At 48.2% G+C, this 19,547-nt stretch carries 15 protein-coding genes; 3 read left to right on the top strand and 12 right to left on the bottom strand.

The genetic code is table 11. The features are described 5' to 3' along the window. Positions 1-31: 31 nt before the first annotated feature. From ASF99_RS01090 to ASF99_RS01070, 5 genes are all read right to left on the bottom strand, one after another. Positions 32-1,138, bottom strand: a complete 1,107-nt coding sequence (locus ASF99_RS01090) for an LCP family protein (RefSeq protein WP_235147617.1) — start codon at positions 1,136-1,138, stop codon at positions 32-34. Positions 1,139-1,437: 299 nt separating this feature from the next. After that, a complete protein-coding gene (gene nagB / locus ASF99_RS01085; protein ID WP_023467104.1) occupies positions 1,438-2,199 on the bottom strand; it encodes a glucosamine-6-phosphate deaminase in 762 nt (253 codons plus the stop codon). Continuing rightward, positions 2,196-3,353 carry an N-acetylglucosamine-6-phosphate deacetylase gene (gene nagA, locus ASF99_RS01080; RefSeq protein WP_023467103.1) on the bottom strand — a complete coding sequence of 386 codons (1,158 nt, stop codon included), beginning with the start codon at positions 3,351-3,353 and terminating at the stop codon, positions 2,196-2,198. Before nagA ends, nagB begins: the two co-directional genes overlap by 4 nt. Positions 3,354-3,536: 183 nt before the next feature. Further along, a complete protein-coding gene (mprF, locus tag ASF99_RS01075; protein ID WP_023467102.1) occupies positions 3,537-6,095 on the bottom strand; it encodes a bifunctional lysylphosphatidylglycerol flippase/synthetase MprF in 2,559 nt (852 codons plus the stop codon). Then, the gene (locus ASF99_RS01070) at positions 6,092-7,447 is read right to left on the bottom strand and encodes an MATE family efflux transporter (RefSeq protein WP_023467101.1); all 1,356 of its coding nucleotides are present in this window, start codon (positions 7,445-7,447) and stop codon (positions 6,092-6,094) included. Before ASF99_RS01070 ends, mprF begins: the two co-directional genes overlap by 4 nt. A 92-nt stretch (positions 7,448-7,539) precedes the next feature. Between ASF99_RS01070 and ASF99_RS01065 the strand changes: the two genes are divergently transcribed. Then, positions 7,540-8,328, top strand: a complete 789-nt coding sequence (locus ASF99_RS01065; protein ID WP_023467100.1) for a CHAD domain-containing protein — start codon at positions 7,540-7,542, stop codon at positions 8,326-8,328. Here the strand turns inward: ASF99_RS01065 and glsA are convergent. The 3 genes from glsA to ASF99_RS01050 form a co-directional block, all read right to left on the bottom strand. Then, on the bottom strand, positions 8,319-9,251 hold the full coding sequence (glsA, locus tag ASF99_RS01060) for a glutaminase A (protein ID WP_023467099.1): 933 nt from the start codon (positions 9,249-9,251) through the stop codon (positions 8,319-8,321). The genes ASF99_RS01065 and glsA overlap by 10 nt on opposite strands. A 127-nt stretch (positions 9,252-9,378) precedes the next feature. Beyond that, positions 9,379-11,955, bottom strand: coding sequence for an ATP-dependent chaperone ClpB (gene clpB, locus ASF99_RS01055; RefSeq protein ID WP_055966595.1), 2,577 nt, complete (start codon positions 11,953-11,955; stop codon positions 9,379-9,381). Positions 11,956-11,961: 6 nt separating this feature from the next. After that, entirely contained in the window at positions 11,962-12,819 is an 858-nt protein-coding gene (locus tag ASF99_RS01050; protein ID WP_055966593.1) for a DnaJ C-terminal domain-containing protein, read from the bottom strand. Between the two features lie 195 nt (positions 12,820-13,014). On the opposite strand from ASF99_RS01050, the gene ASF99_RS01045 reads away from it, so the two are divergent. Further along, positions 13,015-13,209, top strand: a complete 195-nt coding sequence (locus tag ASF99_RS01045) for a YwbE family protein (protein WP_023467094.1) — start codon at positions 13,015-13,017, stop codon at positions 13,207-13,209. Between the two features lie 56 nt (positions 13,210-13,265). Here the strand turns inward: ASF99_RS01045 and ASF99_RS01040 are convergent, their stop codons facing one another. The 3 genes from ASF99_RS01040 to ASF99_RS01030 form a co-directional block, all read right to left on the bottom strand. Continuing rightward, on the bottom strand, positions 13,266-14,441 hold the full coding sequence (locus tag ASF99_RS01040; RefSeq protein WP_055966589.1) for a M20 metallopeptidase family protein: 1,176 nt from the start codon (positions 14,439-14,441) through the stop codon (positions 13,266-13,268). 13 nt (positions 14,442-14,454) lie between these two features. After that, entirely contained in the window at positions 14,455-15,309 is an 855-nt protein-coding gene (locus tag ASF99_RS01035; protein WP_050678993.1) for a MurR/RpiR family transcriptional regulator, read from the bottom strand. 271 nt (positions 15,310-15,580) lie between these two features. Next, entirely contained in the window at positions 15,581-16,759 is a 1,179-nt protein-coding gene (locus tag ASF99_RS01030; RefSeq protein ID WP_023467087.1) for a CamS family sex pheromone protein, read from the bottom strand. 134 nt (positions 16,760-16,893) lie between these two features. On the opposite strand from ASF99_RS01030, the gene ASF99_RS01025 reads away from it, so the two are divergent. Further along, positions 16,894-17,475 carry a class D sortase gene (locus ASF99_RS01025; RefSeq protein ID WP_023467085.1) on the top strand — a complete coding sequence of 194 codons (582 nt, stop codon included), beginning with the start codon at positions 16,894-16,896 and terminating at the stop codon, positions 17,473-17,475. Between the two features lie 72 nt (positions 17,476-17,547). On the opposite strand, the gene ligA is transcribed toward ASF99_RS01025, so the two are convergent. Next, positions 17,548-19,542: an NAD-dependent DNA ligase LigA gene (gene ligA, locus ASF99_RS01020; protein ID WP_047394971.1), complete on the bottom strand. Its 1,995-nt coding sequence runs from the start codon at positions 19,540-19,542 to the stop codon at positions 17,548-17,550. Positions 19,543-19,547: the final 5 nt, after the last annotated feature.

Here is a 19,547-nt window from a genome sequence, read left to right as displayed (position 1 = left end):
ACAGTGACGATACAAGGGGATTTTCCAACGCTTATTGTTGAGTTTCTGTATTGGGAATTGACTCTTCTGTCGTACTTTGTGCCGGGTCTGTCTCTTCCTTGATCGGTTCGACTTCTTGACCTTGCATCGCTTTCGCTAAATTACTTTTCACTTGCTCCAATTGATTCGGATCGAGATGGTATTCCCATTTCCCGCTAATACCGATGTAGCCTTCTCCAGCGAGTTGGTACTCCGTCGTATTACGTAGCGCTGCTGTGAAATCTGCTAAGCGTGTATAATCGTTCGGACCTAAGTTCGTTTCGACGTTATCACCGACAGCATCCAAAATATCACGGTATGCACTGAGGGAACGGAAACTTGCCGCTTCTTTGGCGACCGCCTGAATGACTTGCATCTGTTTTTGACCGCGTCCGATATCACCGAGCGGATCATCATGACGGTTCCGGACGTAAGCAAGTGCTTGCTCTCCTGTTAAATGTTGCATCCCTTTATCAACAGTGACAGTACCGGCTTTACGTTTTGAATCTTGCTCTTTGAACGCATATCGTACATCGATGTCTACGCCGTCCAATGCATCGATCAATTGAACAAATCCTTGGAAATTAACTTTAACAACGTGATCGATTTGAATACCGAGTAGGTTTTCTGTCGTTTCACGTGCTAATTTAATCCCATTATAGGAATTCGATTGATCCATCGAACCGAAGTAATGGGCATGGGTGATTTTATCTTGCTCAACACCTGTCTTACCATAAGGTACATCGTATTTCGAATAATCGATGTTCACGAGTGAATCACGTGGAATACTCGTCAACACTAATTGTTCCGTTTTTTTATTTAAGATTCCGACGATCATGACATCTGATCGCGCCGGTTCATTTCGTTCTTTACTTTTTTTCGTTTCATCCGTTCCAAGAATCAAGAACGATTCAGACGGAACATCATCATATTTAGAGCTCACCTTTGAGCCAGGAATCTTAATCTGCGTCTTTGCCAATGTTTCTTGCGTTTTAATAAAAACAGCTCCAGCATATCCAGAACCGATGATTGTGACAAGCAGGACGAGTGCAGCGATGACCTTTAAGAACATCTTGCCAGCACTTGGTTGTCTCTTTCGTGCGGATCGCGTTTCCATCATGTAAACCCTCATTTTCATGTAAATTTTCCGTAAAGTTCGCTAATCTCCATTATCCGTACATTTAATGAAATGTCAATTTACGTTTCGATTAAAGAAATCGTATGGAATCGTTGCACTGAAAAAATCATGGACCCTTAGTGCGCTGTATCATGAGATTGAATGATCTTGGTATATGTCCTGTTGATGCCTTTCTATCAAAATAAAAAATCGCTTGAGACTAGGCTCAACAGAATCAAAAAAAGGAATAGAGTCAATCCAATGATTGTCTCTATCCCTTTTGATTCATCGCTCTTCCATCGTCATACTTTCATGAAATTCAGATAAGCCGCTCGTCCTGTACGTTTAGCGTCATCTGACAATAAAGATGCAGCTTCTTCGTCCAAAATCACCATGACATCAGCATGACGCTTGAGTACAGTCGCTGGACAATCCGTTGTTGCGACACCTTCCATCATGTCGCGAACCGCTTCTGCCTTTCGTTCACTAGAAGCAACGAGAAGGATTTTCTTCGCTTCCATGATCGTACCGATTCCCATCGTGATCGCCTTCGTCGGTACTTCTTCTAATCGATCAAAGAATCGTTGGTTCGCTTCTCGTGTCGACTCTGTCAATTCCGTTACGTGTGTCTTAGCATCGAACGGTGTACCTGGTTCATTGAAGGCGATGTGTCCATTCGCTCCGATTCCAAGTAATTGAATGTCGATTCCTCGATTGCGGACGAGCGCTTCATATCGTTCACTTTCGCGCACGGGATCTTCTGTGTCCCCGATTGGAACGAATGATTCCTTAAACGCGACATCTTTGAATAGATGCTCTTGCATGAACTTATGATAACTTTGTGGATGCTCTGGGCTGAGACCGACATATTCGTCTAGATTAACCGTCGTCACATGTCGACAATCGAGCGAATCCTTCCGCCATTCTTCATAGACGCCGACCGGTGAACTTCCCGTTGCCAGTCCTACCGTCAAACCTTCCGGGTGACGCTCAATTTCCTGTTTCAAAAATTGATAGGCCACCTGTGCTAATTCTTCTCCTTTTTCTACGATCATCCATTTCATGAGGTAGACTCCTTTCCGTTCGTGATCCGGTGTCGCGTACCACGATGAATCGTTTCTTGAATGTGTAGCGCTTCGTCGAGCAGGACGATGTCCGCATCCTTGCCGACCGAGAGGCTTCCCTTTTGAGTCAATTGAAGTTCTTTTGCCGCATTGACCGATGTCATGCGGACCGCTTCTTCGAGCGAACAGCCTGTATAGGCGATGATATTCCGTAAGGCGGCGTCCATCGTTAAGACACTTCCAGCTAAGCTACCGTTTTCAAGACGTGCCGCACCGTCTCGAACGAATACAGCCTGACCACCTAACTCATATTCACCATCAGCTAATCCTTTTGCACGCATCGCATCCGTGATGACGATCAGTCGATCTGCGCCTTTCATTCGGTAGGCGAAGTCGACCATTTCTGGCGCACTGTGAATCCCATCCGGAATGATCTCCGCATAGACGTCTGGTGTCAGGAGGCAATATCCGACCGTGCCTGGTTCCCGGTGATGAAGTGCCCGCATTTGATTGTAGAGGTGGGTACCATGCGTGACGTGACCGGCTTGGTTTTGGGCATACGTCGCGTCTGTATGTCCGGCTGACGGAATCGCACCCGTCAAGCGCACCGCTTCTTCGAACGCCCGTGCTCCCGGGCGTTCCGGAGCGTATGTGACGAGCTTGATCGTGTTCCCTGCTGCTTTTTGCCATTTCAAGAACTGCTCGACATCCGGTTCGACGATATGTTCGTGAGGCTGTGCACCCGCATAATCCGGATTGATGAATGGTCCTTCAAGATGAACGCCGACGATCGTTGTATCGTCTTGCGCTACGACTTCTCGGACCGTCTCAAGCGCGCGTGTGATATTTCCCCAGTCCTGAGTAATCGTCGTCGCTAAAAATGATGTCACACCTTCTTGTAACATCTGTCGGCTGAAATGACGCAACCTCTCGACATCTCCATCCATGACATCGACATCATATCCCCCATGAATATGCACATCGATCATTCCCGGAATGAGTGATTGATGCTGCGCATCGATCATCTCTTCTCCTGCGATTTCCTCGAATTTCGACATGGGTCCAATCGCCTCGATTGTTCGGTCAAAACGAATGAAGCCGTCTTCAATCGTCTGCTCTCCCGTGTAAATCCGAGCATTGATGATCACTGTCATCTGGCATCTTCCTTTCTCTATCCGTTCCATGACTTGCTTCCGTATCTAGTATAACGCGATTAATTCTAGTTGTATAGACCTTTGTACATTTAAACAAAATTATAAAAGGACGATCCCGCATATCCGTAGATATAGGGTCGCCCTTTGTATACCCGTCGATTGCCGACTTCATGCGTCAGTCGATCATGGTAATAAAATCCGGTCTTTCTTTCGAGAAATCAGACGCGTTGCTTTTAAGATTGCCATCGGTAACGATTGACGCTTTCGGTAAGCCAGATATCGTCCTTCCCATTTTGGATCATACTTTTCTTTGTATCGTCGTAGACCGGTGAAGCTATACATGTAGCGAATATTATTGAAGACATCCGCTGCCACACGTTCTTGCCAGAAGGACGTCTCGTCTTCTCCGACAGACGAAAGCGGAGCCATTCCCATGTTGAACGTGTGGTAGCCTTCATCTTTCGCATACTCGAATAGTCGGATGAACATCGCATCCATGATTCCATTCGGTCCATCTGGTCGAAAACGCATCAAGTCAATCGATAGGACCCCTTCTTGGTAAGCAGGCATGAATGTCATGAACCCGATCAATCGTCCTTCCGCTTCACGCATGATGCCGATCGGTGCCCGGTTTAAATAAGGTTCGTGGAAGTAACCGAGCGAAAAGCCTTTCTCGGACTTACCGCCTAACCATTCGTCGGAGACCTCTTGTAGTTCTGCTAATAGAGTTCCTGAAATAGGTGGCTCGACTACTTCGAACGTCATGCCCTCTCGTTCAAAGCGATTTTTAATCGACCGAAGTCCAGCTCGTTTTTTTCCTGATACAGTGAAAGATGGAATATCAACGATCGCTTCTTCACCAAGTTTGAAGAAGTTGAAGCCAAAATCATGATAGAGAGACATATTTTGCGCTTGAATTTGATAGATGTTCGGAATATATCCAAGATCTTCGACGCGACGTAAGAAAGACGCGATGACTTGTGAATGTTCCTTCGGATCTCCACTGGGGTCGCCAAGGACCATGATCCGATTACCAGTCTGACTGAACTGGATGAATGAACGTCCTGTTTCGGAGAAGAAGAAACGTTTATCACCTAGAAACGCGAGATGGCTCAAATAATTCCCACCCTGCTCACGCAATACCGATTCGATCTTTTCAGCATCGAATCGCTCACCGAGAACCGGTTGATTGAATGTGTTGAATAAGCGGATGAAGACGAGAACATACACGAGCGCAAAGATAGAGGCACTCGCTGCAAACATGAAAATTTCGTGTGCCGGATACACTTTTGTTCCATCTGCTGATCCGAGTGTATAGAAGGCGTATCCAAAAAAGACGAATCCTCCAATGTACAATAGACCAGCGAAGGCAACCCGGATGAAGCGTGTCGTCGTAATGAGCGTTCGTTCTCGGTGAAATGCTTTTCGCGACATCAGTAGCAAGACGAGAACGAGGATGACGGCAAGGAAAGAAATCAAGTTAAAACCACGAAGTGCCATTCCAATCAATGCGAAAAAAGATGCCCCGTACATCATATATAACGACCGTTTTGTTCGACGATACAGTGCTGTCGATAAGAGGACGAACAATAAGCCGCCCATCAAGAAGAAACTATTCGCGAGTAACAGCGCTTCATGCGGTAATTTCGATTCCAAATATTCATATTGCGTCGAGACAGGTGGTAGAATCGCCAATCCCCAGATCGTGATCCCGGCAACGAGTGTGATCAATGCGAGTGTGAAATGACGAATTTTACTGAGGAATCGCAGTTGTAAGCGCCAAATGACGCCCCCGACCTCCATCGATGGACCAACGATCGGTTTGTCTTCGATCATCTTGACGACCGGACCGCTGAACTCCCGAGCTGAGAAAATGACACCGATCAGGAACGGAATCAAGTAGTAGACAAGACGGTAGATCAATAATCCTGTCAAGACGATGCCTTCCTCGACACCCGCACGCTGCATGCCGATCAAAAACACTAAGTCAAACGAACCAAACCCACCCGGTACCATCGAGATCAAACCGGCTGTCGCAGCGATGATGAAAACACCGATGACTTTTGAGAAACTGACATCCGTTCCGAGCGCTGCCAAAATCAGATAGACGACAACGCCAGCACTGAACCATTCTGCGAGTGAGACGAGTGAATATAACGCAATCGATTTCGGATGGATGCTACTATTGCCTCGTCGAAACGAGAACAGCAGATAGAGTGGAAAGAAGAATGCGACACCAATGATGACGGGCCACAGCCATTTTTTTAAATCGAGTACTTCGAACGCCGGAAAAACGTGCAGAAGCGATAAGGCAGATAAGATGGACAATCCACTGATCAACGTCGGTGCCATCCAGCCGATCGCCTTCAACAAACGACCACCTTCAACGAATGGTCGATAAAGAGCGGAGCGGATCGCCATCCCAGCGAGACCGCCGAATCCGATGATGCCGTTAAAGGAGTTCGCAATCCAGGATGCTCGGAAGATTAGTCCGATCGGTGCTTTCGCCTCCAATGAACGTAATAAGAAGAAGTCATAAAAGAACATCGTCGAGACTGCCGCAAGACCTGCGAGAATCAACAGGATGAATTGCCAAGATGGGACTTGACGAATCGCTTGAATCGATTCCTGTAGCGACAAACTACGCAATTCGTTTTGTCCTTGATAAAAAATGAATCCAATCAAGACGATCGGCAAGATGATCTTCGCAATCGTCATGATGCGTTGTTTTGAGAATTTCAAGCTGCCAGCCTCCTTGATTTACGGATTAAATGCATAAGACGAACAAGTAGTAGCGTTGCTCCGACCGCAAGACCGATGATCAATCCCCACCAGTAACCATCTGGCCCGAGCGTCGTATAGCGTTCGAGATAAAAACCTAATGGTAGTCCAATGACCCAGTAGGCAGCAATCGTCAACAAGAAGGTGACGTTGACATCCTTGAATCCACGTAATGCACCTTGCGTCGGTGCAGCAACGGCATCCGACAGTTGAAAGAAAATCGCTAAAATCATGAAGTGTGCGGCTGCTTCGATGACTTGAGGATCACGACTATATAAAGCGGCAAGTTCTTCATTCTTTAAGTACAACAAGATCCCGGAGAACAAGGAGACGGCAACACACATCGTCAATCCAATGACGACGTACTGGACAGCGTCCTTGATTCGTTTGGCACCGACCTCAAAACCGACTGTGATCGTCAAAGCGGACGCAGCAGATAATGGGATCATATAGACGAACGAAGCGAAGTTGATGGCCGCTTGATAGGCACCGATGATGACATCGCCGTACGCTCCGAGCAGCAACGTGACCGCCGAGAAAATACTGACTTCAGAAAAAATCGCTAGACCAATCGGAGCACCGAGTAGAATCAATTCCTTGATTCGCTTCATATCTGGACGGTAAAAGCGCCGCAGAATCCCAAGGCGTTGAAATAATTCTCCTTTGAAGACGACAGCGATGATCGCTAGACAGAGAATCCAGTACGTGATGGCAGTCGCAACTCCCGCGCCCACTCCACCAAGTTCCGGAAAACCGAAGTTTCCGAAGATGAATAGATAATTGAAAAGGACGTTAATGGGTAAAGAGATTAGTAGTAAGACCATCGTGATATTTGATTTACCTAATGAATCGACGAGTGTTCGTAAAACGAAGAAAACGAACATCGGTACGATCCCGAGTGCTAACATCACGAGATAATTTCGCGCGACTTCACGCGCCTCTGCTGATAACTCCATCCGTTCGAGAATCGGATTGACAGCAATAAGTCCGATGACTACGGTCAAACCAATGATCACAACAGCAACGTACAACGCCTGCATGACGATCCGTTTGACTTCCCGCTCGCGTTTCGCTCCCATCGCTTGGGAAACGAGCGGTGCGACGGCAAGTAGAATACCGGTCAGTCCTGTGTAGACGGGTGCCCAGAGACTTGCTCCGACCCCGACGCCTGCTAAATCAGCAGAACCATATCGACCGGCCATGACCGTATCGAAAAAACTAATTAAGTAAAACGCGACTTGCGTTACGAGGATGGGAAAGAAAATTTTCATGAATTGCTTCATCTTTCCTGAGAACGTAACTGTTTCTAACATGTTTCCACCACATTTCAGGAGGAGTCCTCCTTAATTTTAAAACCTAGCACTCTTGAACTCTTACGAAAATAATCCGAGGAGGGATTCATCTCATGAACCATCGAGATACTGAAAAGCTGACTTTCGAACTGCTTGAGACATGGTCGACCTTCAATCATTATGCCAAAGAGGCTCAAACGTTTGAGAATCCGGAAGATGTCCATCAAGCGCGGATTCGGTTACGGAAACTGATCACATTCGCCCGATTGGTCGATTTGACGGAGGAACCCGTTTATTTGATTTGGAAGCGGCTGATGCATGCTTTCGGCGAAGTCCGTGACCTCGACGTACAACTCGAAGCGACCTCAAACAAAACAGAAATCGATCAGTTGTTCGCGAACCATGTCGCTCTGCAACTTCAAGGAAAACGTTCGACTTTAATCGAGACGATGCATCTCTTGATCTCCAATGAACTGGATCGATCCGTTCGTCGCTTTTTAGCTGGTCCGATGACAAAGCGCCTCAAGCGGATGTCAGAAAAAGAGCTGATTCAGGCCGCTGAGAAACGCTATGAGAAAAAACGTGAACAATTTGAAAAAGTGCAACGAAAGGATGGAACGAAGCGTGTCGAACGGATGCATGAATTACGGCTTGCTACAAAAGCATACCGTTATACGGTCGAGTACCTTCGTCCCTACACGCATCAACCGAAGTCTGCTGTTGATCGTCTAAAGACAACCCAGACACGACTCGGACACATCAATGATACGTATCAGCGATTAGAAAGATGGCGCTCTTTCGAGGTTCCATCTGCTTATCAAGAAGAGCGTTTGCGTCAGATCAAGCGGTTAGAGGACGAGCTACGTTCTGCGCTTGATCAGATTGAAATCGCTCATGGATGACGTTGAACGAGTAATTCCAGCATTTTTGTTCCGGCAATGGAGTTTCCTTTTGCGTCAAGCGATGGTCCAAAGACACCGATTCCGAGATCAGCCATATCGAAATCACTTCGACCGCAAGCAACGACTGCACCGGAAACACCACTTTTTCCTGGAAGCCCGACTTGGACGGAAAATTCTCCAGATGCATCGTACATGCCACACGTCGTCATGATCGCTCGAATGATTCGTGCGTTCCGACGTGAAATGACTTGGCGTCCTGATGGTGTTTTTCCAGATGTACTCAAAATTTTCCCCATCATGGCAAGTCCTTTACAGTTCGTCAAAATCGCACATTGTTTCGTATAGACGTCGATGATTTCTTCGACATTGCCTTCGATGACACCGTGATAGCGCATGAAGTACAATAATGCGCGATTTAAATCCGTCGTTTCGAATTCCGATTCAGCAACATCTGCGTCATATTTTACCATTTCTACTTCAATATCCAATAGCTTTGCGATGAATTGACGCAATTGAAGTAATTTATCGGCAGCATCCGTTCCCGGTAACATGCTCGTCACGGCTAGTGCTCCTGCATTGATCATTGGATTAAGCGGTTTTGTTGGAATCGTCTCTTCGAGTTTTGCGATCGAATTGAACGCATCGCCCGTCGGTTCCATCCCGACTTTTGAAAAGACATAATCTTCTCCGAATGTCTCGAGGACGAATGCGAGCGTGATGATCTTCGATACACTCTGTAGCGTAAACATCGTATCCGCATCACCTGCCGAAACGAACGTTCCGTCGGCATTACAGACGGCGATTCCGAGCTGTGTCGGATCAACCTTCGCAAGCTCTGGGATGTAACTGGCGACTTGTCCAAGCACCGTATACGGACGGCATTCTTCAATCAACTCCTCGAGTTGGGCTTGTGTAACATTCATGGCGTTCCCTCTTTCTCTTTTTTTCTAGCTTATCACGCATCTGACGGATACGGATATGGTTCTTCCGTAAACGCTAAAAGGAGTCGACTCGTTTCAGCCGAGTCGACTCCTTTTTCTAGCATCTGCTTCATCCGTGGACGACAAGTTCACCGTCTTCTACATCAATCGCAATCCGGGCACCATCTTGAATCGCCCCACTAATCAAGGCACGGGCAAGTTTCGTCTCAATCGTTCGTTGCATATAACGATTGATTGGACGCGCGCCGTATTGTGGTTCAAATGCTTCTTCGAAAATCAACGTCTTCGCAGCATCCGTGACATCAATCGTAATACCACGTCCAGATAAACGTGAACTCATTTTCTCGACCGCTTTGTCGATGATTCGTTCGATTTCCGTCCGGTGGAGTGGATGGAATAAAATCGTATCATCGATCCGGTTCAAGAACTCCGGTCGGAAGTGGCGCTTCAGTTCTTGGCGAACGGCTTCCTCTTCCGCTGCATCGATGACACCATCTTTGGCTGCTTCAAGCAGGATCGGTGCCCCGATGTTTGACGTCATGATGACGATCGTGTTCTTGAAGTCGACGACACGTCCTTGCGCATCCGTCAATCGACCATCGTCTAGCAACTGAAGCAAGATATTAAAGACGTCCCCGTGCGCTTTTTCAATCTCATCGAACAACAGCACCGAATACGGGCTCCGTCGGACGGCTTCCGTCAATTGACCGCCTTCTTCATAACCAACGTATCCCGGAGGCGCACCGACGAGACGGGAGACATTGTGTTTTTCCATATACTCCGACATATCGATACGGACGATGTGATCTTCACTATCGAACATCGCCGCTGCCAAGGCTTTTGCGAGTTCTGTCTTCCCGACCCCTGTCGGACCGAGGAACAAGAACGAGCCAATCGGACGGTTCGGATCCTTAATGCCTGCTCGCGCTCGAATGACAGCGTCCGCGACGAGACGGACTGCTTCGTCTTGACCGAAGACGCGATCATGAAGCGTATCTTCAAGATAAAGTAATTTTTCGCGTTCGCCCTGAGCAAGCCGCGTCACCGGAATACCGGTCCATTTCGAAACGATGTCGGATATCTCTTCTTCCGTCACCGCTTCTCGAACGAGTTCGTGTGAGACGTGTTCAGATGACTCTTCCGCGACTTTCAGACGTGCCTCAAGATCCGGAATTTGCCCGTACTTGATTTCCGATGCTCGGTTCAAGTCATAGCGCCCTTCCGCTTCTTGTAACGCCAGTTTCGCTTTCTCAAGATCCGCACGTAACTGCTGAACACTTTGCGAACTCTCTTTCTCCCGTTCCCATCGTGTCCGTAGCGCACTCTCGTCTTCTCGGACAGAACTGAGTTCTTGCTGTAAGACGGCGAGTCGTTTCCGGGATGCTTCATCCGTCTCTTTCTTTAACGCTGCTTCCTCGATTTCGAGCTGCATGACTCGACGGACGAGCGAATCGAGTTCAGCTGGCATCGACTCCATATCGGTCCGAATCATCGCACATGCTTCATCAACGAGATCAATCGCCTTATCCGGCATGAACCGATCCGTAATATACCGATCGGATAACATCGCCGCCGCGACGAGCGCATTGTCATGAATCCGTACACCGTGGTGAATCTCGAATCGTTCTTTTAGTCCACGCAGAATGGAGATCGTATCCTCGACATCTGGTTCCGCGACGAGGACTTGTTGGAAGCGACGTTCGAGCGCCGGGTCCTTTTCGATATACTTCCGGTACTCATCCAGCGTCGTCGCACCGATACAGTGCAATTCTCCTCGCGCAAGCATCGGCTTGAGCATGTTTCCGGCATCCATTGCGCCGTCCGTCTTCCCAGCACCGACAATCGTATGCAGCTCATCGATGAACAAGAGAATCTGTCCTTCGGCTTCCTTGACTTCATTCAAGACTGCTTGCAGTCGCTCTTCGAACTCACCACGGTATTTCGCACCAGCGACGAGCGCACTCATGTCTAAACTGAACAACTGCTTGTTCTTCAGACTCTCCGGTACATCTCCTCGGACGATCCGTTGCGCGAGTCCTTCAACGATTGCCGTTTTCCCGACGCCGGGTTCTCCAATCAAGACGGGATTGTTTTTTGTCTTCCGACTCAAAATCCGGATGACACGTCGAATCTCATCATCACGACCGATGACCGGGTCTGTTTTCCCAGACCGGAAATCCGCTACGAGATCACGTCCATATTTTTTCAGCACATCAAACGTCTCTTCAGGATTTTTCGTCGTGACCTTCCGATTGCCTCGCATACTGACGATCGCTTCCCGGAGTGTCTCTTCTGTGATGCCTTGACGACGTAGGTACTGAGCTGCTGGACTTGATTGTTTGATCAATGCTAGCAATAAGTGTTCGACGGAGACATAGTCATCCTGCATGAGGCGCGCTTCCGTCTCTGCTTCCGTCAACACGTTCAGCAACGAGCTACCGATCCGAGGCGTCGTCGCCTGGGACAAAGCAGGAAGCTTACCAATCGCCTCGTCAATCGCTCCATTCAATGTCTCAATCCGTTGATTCAGCTTTTCAAAGACGACTCGTGCAATCCCTTCTTCTTGAGCAAGTAAGGCAAGTAACAAATGCCATTCTGTGATTTCACTATGACGACGTTGTTTCGCGATCGCTTGGGCAGAGACGATTCCCTCGTGTGCCCGATCCGTTAAACGTTCAAAATCCATCCTTGATCACTCCTTCACTGCAAGTTGACGTTCCCACTCTTCATAAAAGGCACGGTCCATCTCAGGTAACTTGACTTCGAGTTGAACGAGTAACGCCCCACGATGACCATTCGCTTGACTGAGACCACGATTCGGAATCCGGAGTCGTGCTCCTGGTTTCGTGCCCGGTTTGACTTTCAGTTTGATTCGTTTCCCTTCAAGCGTATCTACGACGACTTCGCCTCCGAGCACAAGCGTCGTCGGATGAACACGGGCGGTTGAAATGACGTCTTGATCGACCCGTCGGAACTGATCGTCATCCTTCAAGTGAATCGTCACGTAAACATCTCCCGCGACACCTTGTCGGTTACGCATTGAACTTTTTCCACGTAAGCGGACTTTTTTACCGTCATAGACATCTTTCGGAAGCGTCAGCTGGATCGAACCCGTCGCAAGACGCACCGTGACTTTTTCGTTCGTACTAAGATGACTGAGTGGGACCGTCAATTCAAGCTCTTCATCGGTCGACACTTCTTCCTGACTAAAGAACGAACCGAACATGTCTTCAAATCCGAACGATTGTCCAGGTCGTGTCCGTCCACCACCTCCGAACTGTCGGAACAGATCTTCGTAATCTCCAGCGCCACCAGCTCCAGCACCTGCCATCTGGTCGAAGTTACTGCCGTATCGATCATACTTCGCTCGTTTTTCCTCATCTCCAAGCACATCGAAGGCTTCTTGGATATCCTTGAAACGCTGGTCCGCACTCGCCTCTTTATTGACGTCTGGGTGATACTGCTTCGCCAATTTGCGGTACGCGCGCTTAATATCTTGATTCGATGCATCCTTTGCGACACCGAGTGTTTGGTAGTAGTCTTTTGCCATTCGAATTCACTTCCTTTTCCTATACTTCATTACCTTAATTATAAAAGTCGTATCTTAATTGGTCAAATATAGTCAAACTTTTTTCTGACATTCTGTTCTCTTTTCACTTTACGTCCTTGCGACAAACAAGTTTCACCGACTGAACCATGTTATACTGATAGCCAAACAGGAAATGAACGATGGGAGGATTTACAGATGGACGGTAAAACACGTAAAAATATCACGCCTGGTCTTAAAGTCAGCATCGTGTTGAAGCAAGATCAACGAACAGGTAAACGAACAGAAGGAATCGTCAAAGACCTTCTCACGAAATCACCGCAGCATCCGCACGGGATTAAAGTGCGCTTAGAAGACGGTCAAGTCGGTCGTGTTCAAGAAATTTTAGGATAAAAAGACAGCAATCGCTCGCCCTGATTCCTTTTCGGAGTCAAGACGAGCGATTTTTTTCATGCTTCAGTCGCTTGTTCTAAATACCGCCACGTCGCTTCGACGAGAATACGCGCTGCATCGAGCATCGCCGGCTCCTTAAAATCAAACTGCGGATGATGATGCGGTGGATACGAAGCATCTCCCGCTCCTGTAAAGAAGAACGCACCAGGTACGTGTTGCAAGTAATAAGCGAAGTCCTCGCCACCCATCGTCGGTTCAATCTCAAATACACGCTCGTCTCCTAAAACTTCTCGTGCGACAGATTCAATCAATGCGGTGGGTGCAGCATGGTTGATGACAGCTGGATAGCCTTTTTCGTATGTAAAGTGATACGTTGCTCCGACTGCCTCACAGATTCCTTTGATCGTCCGCTCCATCCGCTCGATGATCTCGTCCGCTGTCGCTTCATCAAACGTCCGGACCGTTCCTGTCAACGTCGCTTGATCCGCGATGACATTAAACGTATTCCCCGCATGTAATGTTCCGACGGTCACGACTGCCGGTTCCAGTGGATTGAGTTGACGACTGACGATTGATTGTAATTCCTTAACGATCGTTGCCCCGAGTAAGACAGCATCAATCGTCTCATGTGGTTTCGCACCGTGTCCGCCTTTTCCATATAAGGTCAGCTCGAACTTATCAGCCGCTGCCATGATCGGACCGGTCCGAACACCGACATGTCCTAAATCGATTGTTGACCAAAGATGCGTTCCGAAGATGACATCGACCCCTTCGAGACAACCGTCCGCAATCATATCGCGTGCACCGCCCGGAACGACTTCTTCCGCATGTTGATGAATCAAGACGACGTTCCCCGGTAATGATTCCCGCTGTTGCATGAGCGTCTCTGCGACGGCCAGCAACGTCGCCGTATGACCATCGTGACCGCATGCATGCATCACACCCGGAACCGTTGACCGATACGCGACCTCTTTAGCGTCAGCAATCGGTAAGGCATCAAAGTCAGCACGTAACGCGACGGTCTTCCCCGGTTTTCCTCCACGAATATACCCGACGACACCACGTCCGCCGACCTCCGTCCTGACTTCGATTCCGAGCGCTTTTAAATGTTGCGCGATATAACGCGGGGTCTCGACTTCGTGAAACGACAACTCTGGGTGCTGATGTAAATAACGACGGCGCTCGACCATTTCTGGATACAACGCGTCTAGTCCGGCAGTTCGTTCTGACATATATGTATCCCCCTTATTTCTTTTGATGCAGTGTCTTAACGCTTTCTCGCGTGTATTGAAGACGTTCGAGTGTGTCTTCATAATGTCCCGCAGCATACGATAAGAACAAGACATCGATCGCAAATAGTTGGGCGAGACGTGAACTGAGCGCTGCACTACGAAGCGGCGCTTCCGGTGCGCGTGATGTCCAAAGCGCGATATCCGCGAGTTGGCTGATCCGATTGTCCCCGAAACGTGTCAGACTGATGACCTTCAGCCCTTGGATTTTCGCCAAACGGATCAACTCGACGACCTCTTCCGTTTCTCCGCTGTAGGAAATCGCAAAGAAGACATCTTCTTTACGTGCATTCGCTAAGATCGTCGCAAGTAGATGCTGGTCCGTTTCTTGAATCGCTAGTTTCCCGACACGCGTCCATTTTTGAGCAGCGTCTTCAGCTACGACATGCGATGCCCCAATCCCGTAAAAATAAATCGCGCGTGCCTGATCAATCACATCAATCGCATCCGCAATCCGTTCATCATTCAACTGCTTCGCAGTATCCTGTAACGCTTGAATGCTGTTACTAAGCGTTTTTTCAATCAAGTCGACAGGACGTTCATCCTTTTCGATATCGTGATACCCTTTTAAATCCGTCCGTGCTGTATCGGCAGAAATGCGCATCCGCAACTCCGGGTATCCCTTTAATCCGAGCGCGCGGCAGAAGCGGACGACTGCAGCGGCACTTGTATCTGATTCCTCTGCAAGTTGGTGGATCGTCATGCGCGCAATTTGGTTCATATGCGTCAAGACATAGTCTGCGACTTTTCGTGAGGATGATGGTAGTTCCTCTCGAACTGCACCGATTTGTGAATAGATACCGCCTTTCATCTAAATCTCCCCTTTATCCTCTTCTTTTTAAAAGAACTAACGATTCATCACTTACCGCGTCGTTCCTGTTTGTAGAACTGTTCTTCTTTCATTATGCTCTCTCCTACTAGCTTTCGTAAATCTAAAAAATGGGAAAGTGAAACAAAATACCATTCTTCTTCCATACCCTTCCTTTCTTATTCATATACTTCTCTCTTTCAGCGTCCGTTATATAAAAAAAGCGACATTCCGTCCATTGGAGGAATGTCGCTTCATAAAGTAAATCGAGAAATCAGCGAATCTTGACGATCGGTTTCTTTGTATCCGGATCGAGGAATAGCATCGCTTCCGTATCCCCGTTCAAGTTCGTCACAGTAATCGTCGTTGGAATGTTTCGATTATACTCCCAACGATTCTCAAGCAGATACGTCACGTACTGAACGAATGCGACGAGTTCTGCTTTTCCGTAAAATTGAACGGGAATCTTCATCTCAAGCTTTTTCAGTTCATCTTCTTGATAGAAGCCTTCCCCCATCATACCAGTGTAGTTCGGGAAGTAGTCTTCTAGACGGTCTTTGAATAAATCGAATTTCGCCGCATCATCCCGCACATCATTCGTCGCACGTGCCGACGGGTAGTAATAATAGCGCTCATTGTAGTTTTTCCAGTCGTTCGCACTGATTTGATTCCCGCGACCGATGAAGGCAGACGAGAGATAGTGACCGGAAACCGGTGACCCTTCTTTTTCCTGGAGGTAGAGAGCGACGTGAATCGGTGTCGTCTTCATCCCTTGTGTCTTACGCATCTTCTTGACTAAATCATTCGCCATCCGCTTTCCTTCAGCAACGACTTTCTTTTCATCAAGTTTAACGGTATAGGTTGGTCCATAGTTTTCATCTTGGAACACATACTCACTATTTAAGACAAGCGCAATCGACGTGCCACCGAGTTCGAGTTTCTTATCTTCTTCAAGCATGTAGTCTTGCTCTAAGATATGCGATAGAATCATAGGTGACTTTTGATTTTTTTCTTTATACGACTTACCAGACGTATAAGCTGGGTTCAGACCTTCAGGATCGCTGACGCCATCGCCTGCTTTTCCTTTTCGCAACAACCATTTCGCGATTTGGTCGGCTTCGAGTAACTGACCTTCTTGGTAATAGTATTTTTCCGGATCAAAAAACTGTGTCGAGTGACGCATTAAACCCGTTTCGATTTCATCAAGCTCAAGACGTGAACTGACACGTTTTTGTGTCATTCCACGTGCAACACTTGGACGAAACGGCAAGACCGTCCGGTAGTACGAATCCGTTGTATCAATGGCTGGACTGACAACGGCTTGGACTTCCTTACCTTGTTCACTTTCAGTAATGACTTCTTTCGTATCGCTCGTTGGCGAAAGGTCGAACGAACAAGCACCTAAAAATAACGTGCTCGATAACGTCAACGCTACTGCTGTTTTATAGTTCATCTCTATTTGCACCCCATGTTTTTAAATCGTTCTCTTTATCATAACAGAATCGTTTTCCATCGGGGAAGGACAAGTTTTTCCCTGATTTTTAAAAAAGATGATGCGCCTTAGCGTATCCGAAAGGACTTTTTCTCATGACACGTCGTAAATTCATCGGTCTGCTTTTTTTACTCGCAGGCATCGCTCTGATCGCTTGGCCCTTCATCAGTGACTATCAGCGTGAACAAGAGGCAGCCAATTTAAAAGAACAATGGACAAAAAGTCTAAAGACCGTCGATGCAAAAGAGACGAAACAACCGCTCGCAAAATCAGGTGTTGGACTGCTATCGATTCCAAGCATAGATTTCGAGCAAGTCATCTTAGAAGGCTCGACGACAGCGGTCTTAGACCGTAGTATCGGTCATATTCCAGAAACCGGATCACCCGGAAAAGGCAATTATGCGCTCGCCGGACACCGAAGTTTCACGGAAGGGCTTCATTTCAATCGCCTGCCTGACGTCAAAAAAGGCGATACCGTCGTCGTCACGACAAAAACACATCGGTATACGTACCGCATCACATCCAGTCGTCTTGTCACACCGACGACATTGTCCGTCCTCGATCAATCTGTCGCTTCCCCAACCATCACATTAATCACCTGTGATCCACCAGAAACGGCAACGAATCGTCTCATCAAACAAGGTACTTTGATTCGGAGCGAGACGATTGCTTCGTGACAAGGATGAACACGAAAAAAGGAAGGCGGAATTCCGCCTTCCTTTTTATTTGATTGTTCTCATTCATTCTTCTCACGCTTCGTGTTTAGCTAATTCTTCTAACAGACGCGCTTCATCCCAAATTTCGATACCAAGCGATTCCGCTTTCGTCAGCTTAGAACCTGCCTTTTCCCCTGCGACGAGTACGTCTGTCTTTTTACTGACGCTTCCTGTCACATCGGCACCGAGTGCTTCGAGTCGTTTACCAGCCTCTGACCGTTTTAAGCTCTCGAGCGTCCCCGTCAAGACGATCGTTTTGCCACCGAGTGGTGCATTCGTCTGATCAACCCGTTCCCCAAGGAAACGTTGATTAACGCCGAGTTGTTCCAAATCACGAATCAATGCCTGTGCTTCCGGATGTTCGAAGTACTTCACGATTGAATCTGCGATTTTCCCACCGATGCCATCGATTGCGACAATCTCATCGTAGCTTGCAGCTGCAATTCCTGCTAACGAATCAAAACGTTCCGCTAAAAGATATGCTGCTTTTTGACCGACGAGACGGATTCCGAGACCAAACAAGAGACGCTCGACCGAGTTCTGTTTCGAAGCTTCGATCGCCGCAAGTAATTTATCAACGGACGTCTCACCCATTCGATCAAACGTCAATAATTCCTCACGATCGAGTCGATATAAATCGGCAATCGTCCGGATTGCTTCATGATCATACAATTGACGGACGACTTTTTCACCGAGACCATCGATGTTCATCGCCTGACGCGAAACGAAGTGAATGATACCTTCCATCAATTGCGCTGGACATTCCGGACTGACACAGCGGATGTCGACTTCACCTTCGAGACGGACAAGTTCCGATTGACAGGCCGGACAATGCGTTGGGAAGACGATCGGTGTCTCTTCTCCTGTCCGTTCTGCCGTGACGACTTGTACGACTGCCGGGATGACATCGCCTGCTTTTTTAATGATGACCGAGTCCTGAAGGCGGATATCTTTTTCAGCGATGAAGTCAGCGTTGTGTAGTGTCGCATACGTCACCGTCGATCCTGCGACGACGACTGGTGCAAAACGGGCGCGAGGTGTGACTTTCCCGGTCCGACCGACACTGAAATCAACGTCTTCTACCGTCGTCATGACTTCTTCCGCTGCAAACTTATAGGCTGTTGCGAAGCGGGGACTTTTTGCTGTGAAGCCGAGCTCCTCCTGATCATCGTATCGATCGACTTTCAAGACGATTCCGTCAATCTCATATGGCAGGCTCGCGCGTGCTTCCGTCCAGTGCGCGATATAGGCAAGAATCTCTTCCACCGTCTCACACGTCTGCATATGTTGATTGGTCGGTAACCCGAGTGAAGCGAGTTGGGCCATCGCTTCGCTATGTGAACGGGCCGTCAACGTATTGACGCCGACGCCATACACGAACAACGACAGATTGCGCGACGCTGTAATCGACGAATCCAGCTGACGCAGACTACCTGCGGCCGCATTACGCGGATTCGCGAACAATGTCTCTTCCCGGCTTGCCCGGTCTTCATTCAAGCGTTCGAACGATTGTTTCGGCATGTAAGCCTCACCGCGGACCTCGACCGTCTCTTCTGCCTGCAAACGCAGCGGTAACGCTTTGATCGTCCGTAGGTTCTGCGTGATGTTCTCACCGACTGTTCCATCGCCACGCGTCGCCCCACGAACGAATCGACCGTCTTCGTATTTCAGCGAAATCGCAAGTCCATCGAATTTCAGTTCGGCGACATACGTCGTAGAACGTCCGAGCGACCGCTCAATCCGAGCAACCCATTCGCGAATTTCCGTCTCATCAAAGACGTTTCCGAGCGACAGCATCGGTAAATCATGCGTCACCTTCTCGAACGCTTCGAGCGGTGCCGCGCCGACGCGTTGCGTCGGCGAATCCGGTGTAATCAGTTCTGGATGCTCTGTTTCTAACTCCGTCAGTTCACGAAGTAATTGATCGTACGTCGCATCCGGTACCGTTGGTTGATCCAGTACGTAGTATTCGTAGCTGTATCGGTTCAATGTTTGACGAATCTCATCTATACGCTGGCTTGCGTCCATCTGTG

Origin of the sequence: Exiguobacterium sp. Leaf187 (assembly GCF_001423925.1) — a bacterium.
In the GTDB taxonomy this organism is placed as follows: domain Bacteria; phylum Bacillota; class Bacilli; order Exiguobacteriales; family Exiguobacteriaceae; genus Exiguobacterium_A; species Exiguobacterium_A indicum.
The sequence above is the reverse complement of the archived record's forward strand: the minus strand, read 5'-3'. Positions and strand labels throughout refer to the sequence as shown.

Bases quoted from the DNA above. Each gene is read 5' to 3' on its own strand.
- ASF99_RS01090 (WP_235147617.1), bottom strand. From the start codon at position 1,138: ATGATGGAAACGCGATCCGCACGAAAGAGACAACCAAGTGCTGGCAAG.
- nagB (WP_023467104.1), bottom strand. From the start codon at position 2,199: ATGAAATGGATGATCGTAGAAAAAGGAGAAGAATTAGCACAGGTGGCC.
- nagA (WP_023467103.1), bottom strand. From the start codon at position 3,353: ATGACAGTGATCATCAATGCTCGGATTTACACGGGAGAGCAGACGATT.
- ASF99_RS01070 (WP_023467101.1), bottom strand. From the start codon at position 7,447: ATGTTAGAAACAGTTACGTTCTCAGGAAAGATGAAGCAATTCATGAAA.
- ASF99_RS01065 (WP_023467100.1), top strand. From the start codon at position 7,540: ATGAACCATCGAGATACTGAAAAGCTGACTTTCGAACTGCTTGAGACA.
- glsA (WP_023467099.1), bottom strand. From the start codon at position 9,251: ATGAATGTTACACAAGCCCAACTCGAGGAGTTGATTGAAGAATGCCGT.
- clpB (WP_055966595.1), bottom strand. From the start codon at position 11,955: ATGGATTTTGAACGTTTAACGGATCGGGCACACGAGGGAATCGTCTCT.
- ASF99_RS01050 (WP_055966593.1), bottom strand. From the start codon at position 12,819: ATGGCAAAAGACTACTACCAAACACTCGGTGTCGCAAAGGATGCATCG.
- ASF99_RS01045 (WP_023467094.1), top strand. From the start codon at position 13,015: ATGGACGGTAAAACACGTAAAAATATCACGCCTGGTCTTAAAGTCAGC.
- ASF99_RS01040 (WP_055966589.1), bottom strand. From the start codon at position 14,441: ATGTCAGAACGAACTGCCGGACTAGACGCGTTGTATCCAGAAATGGTC.
- ASF99_RS01035 (WP_050678993.1), bottom strand. From the start codon at position 15,309: ATGAAAGGCGGTATCTATTCACAAATCGGTGCAGTTCGAGAGGAACTA.
- ASF99_RS01030 (WP_023467087.1), bottom strand. From the start codon at position 16,759: ATGAACTATAAAACAGCAGTAGCGTTGACGTTATCGAGCACGTTATTT.
- ASF99_RS01025 (WP_023467085.1), top strand. From the start codon at position 16,894: ATGACACGTCGTAAATTCATCGGTCTGCTTTTTTTACTCGCAGGCATC.
- ligA (WP_047394971.1), bottom strand. From the start codon at position 19,542: ATGGACGCAAGCCAGCGTATAGATGAGATTCGTCAAACATTGAACCGA.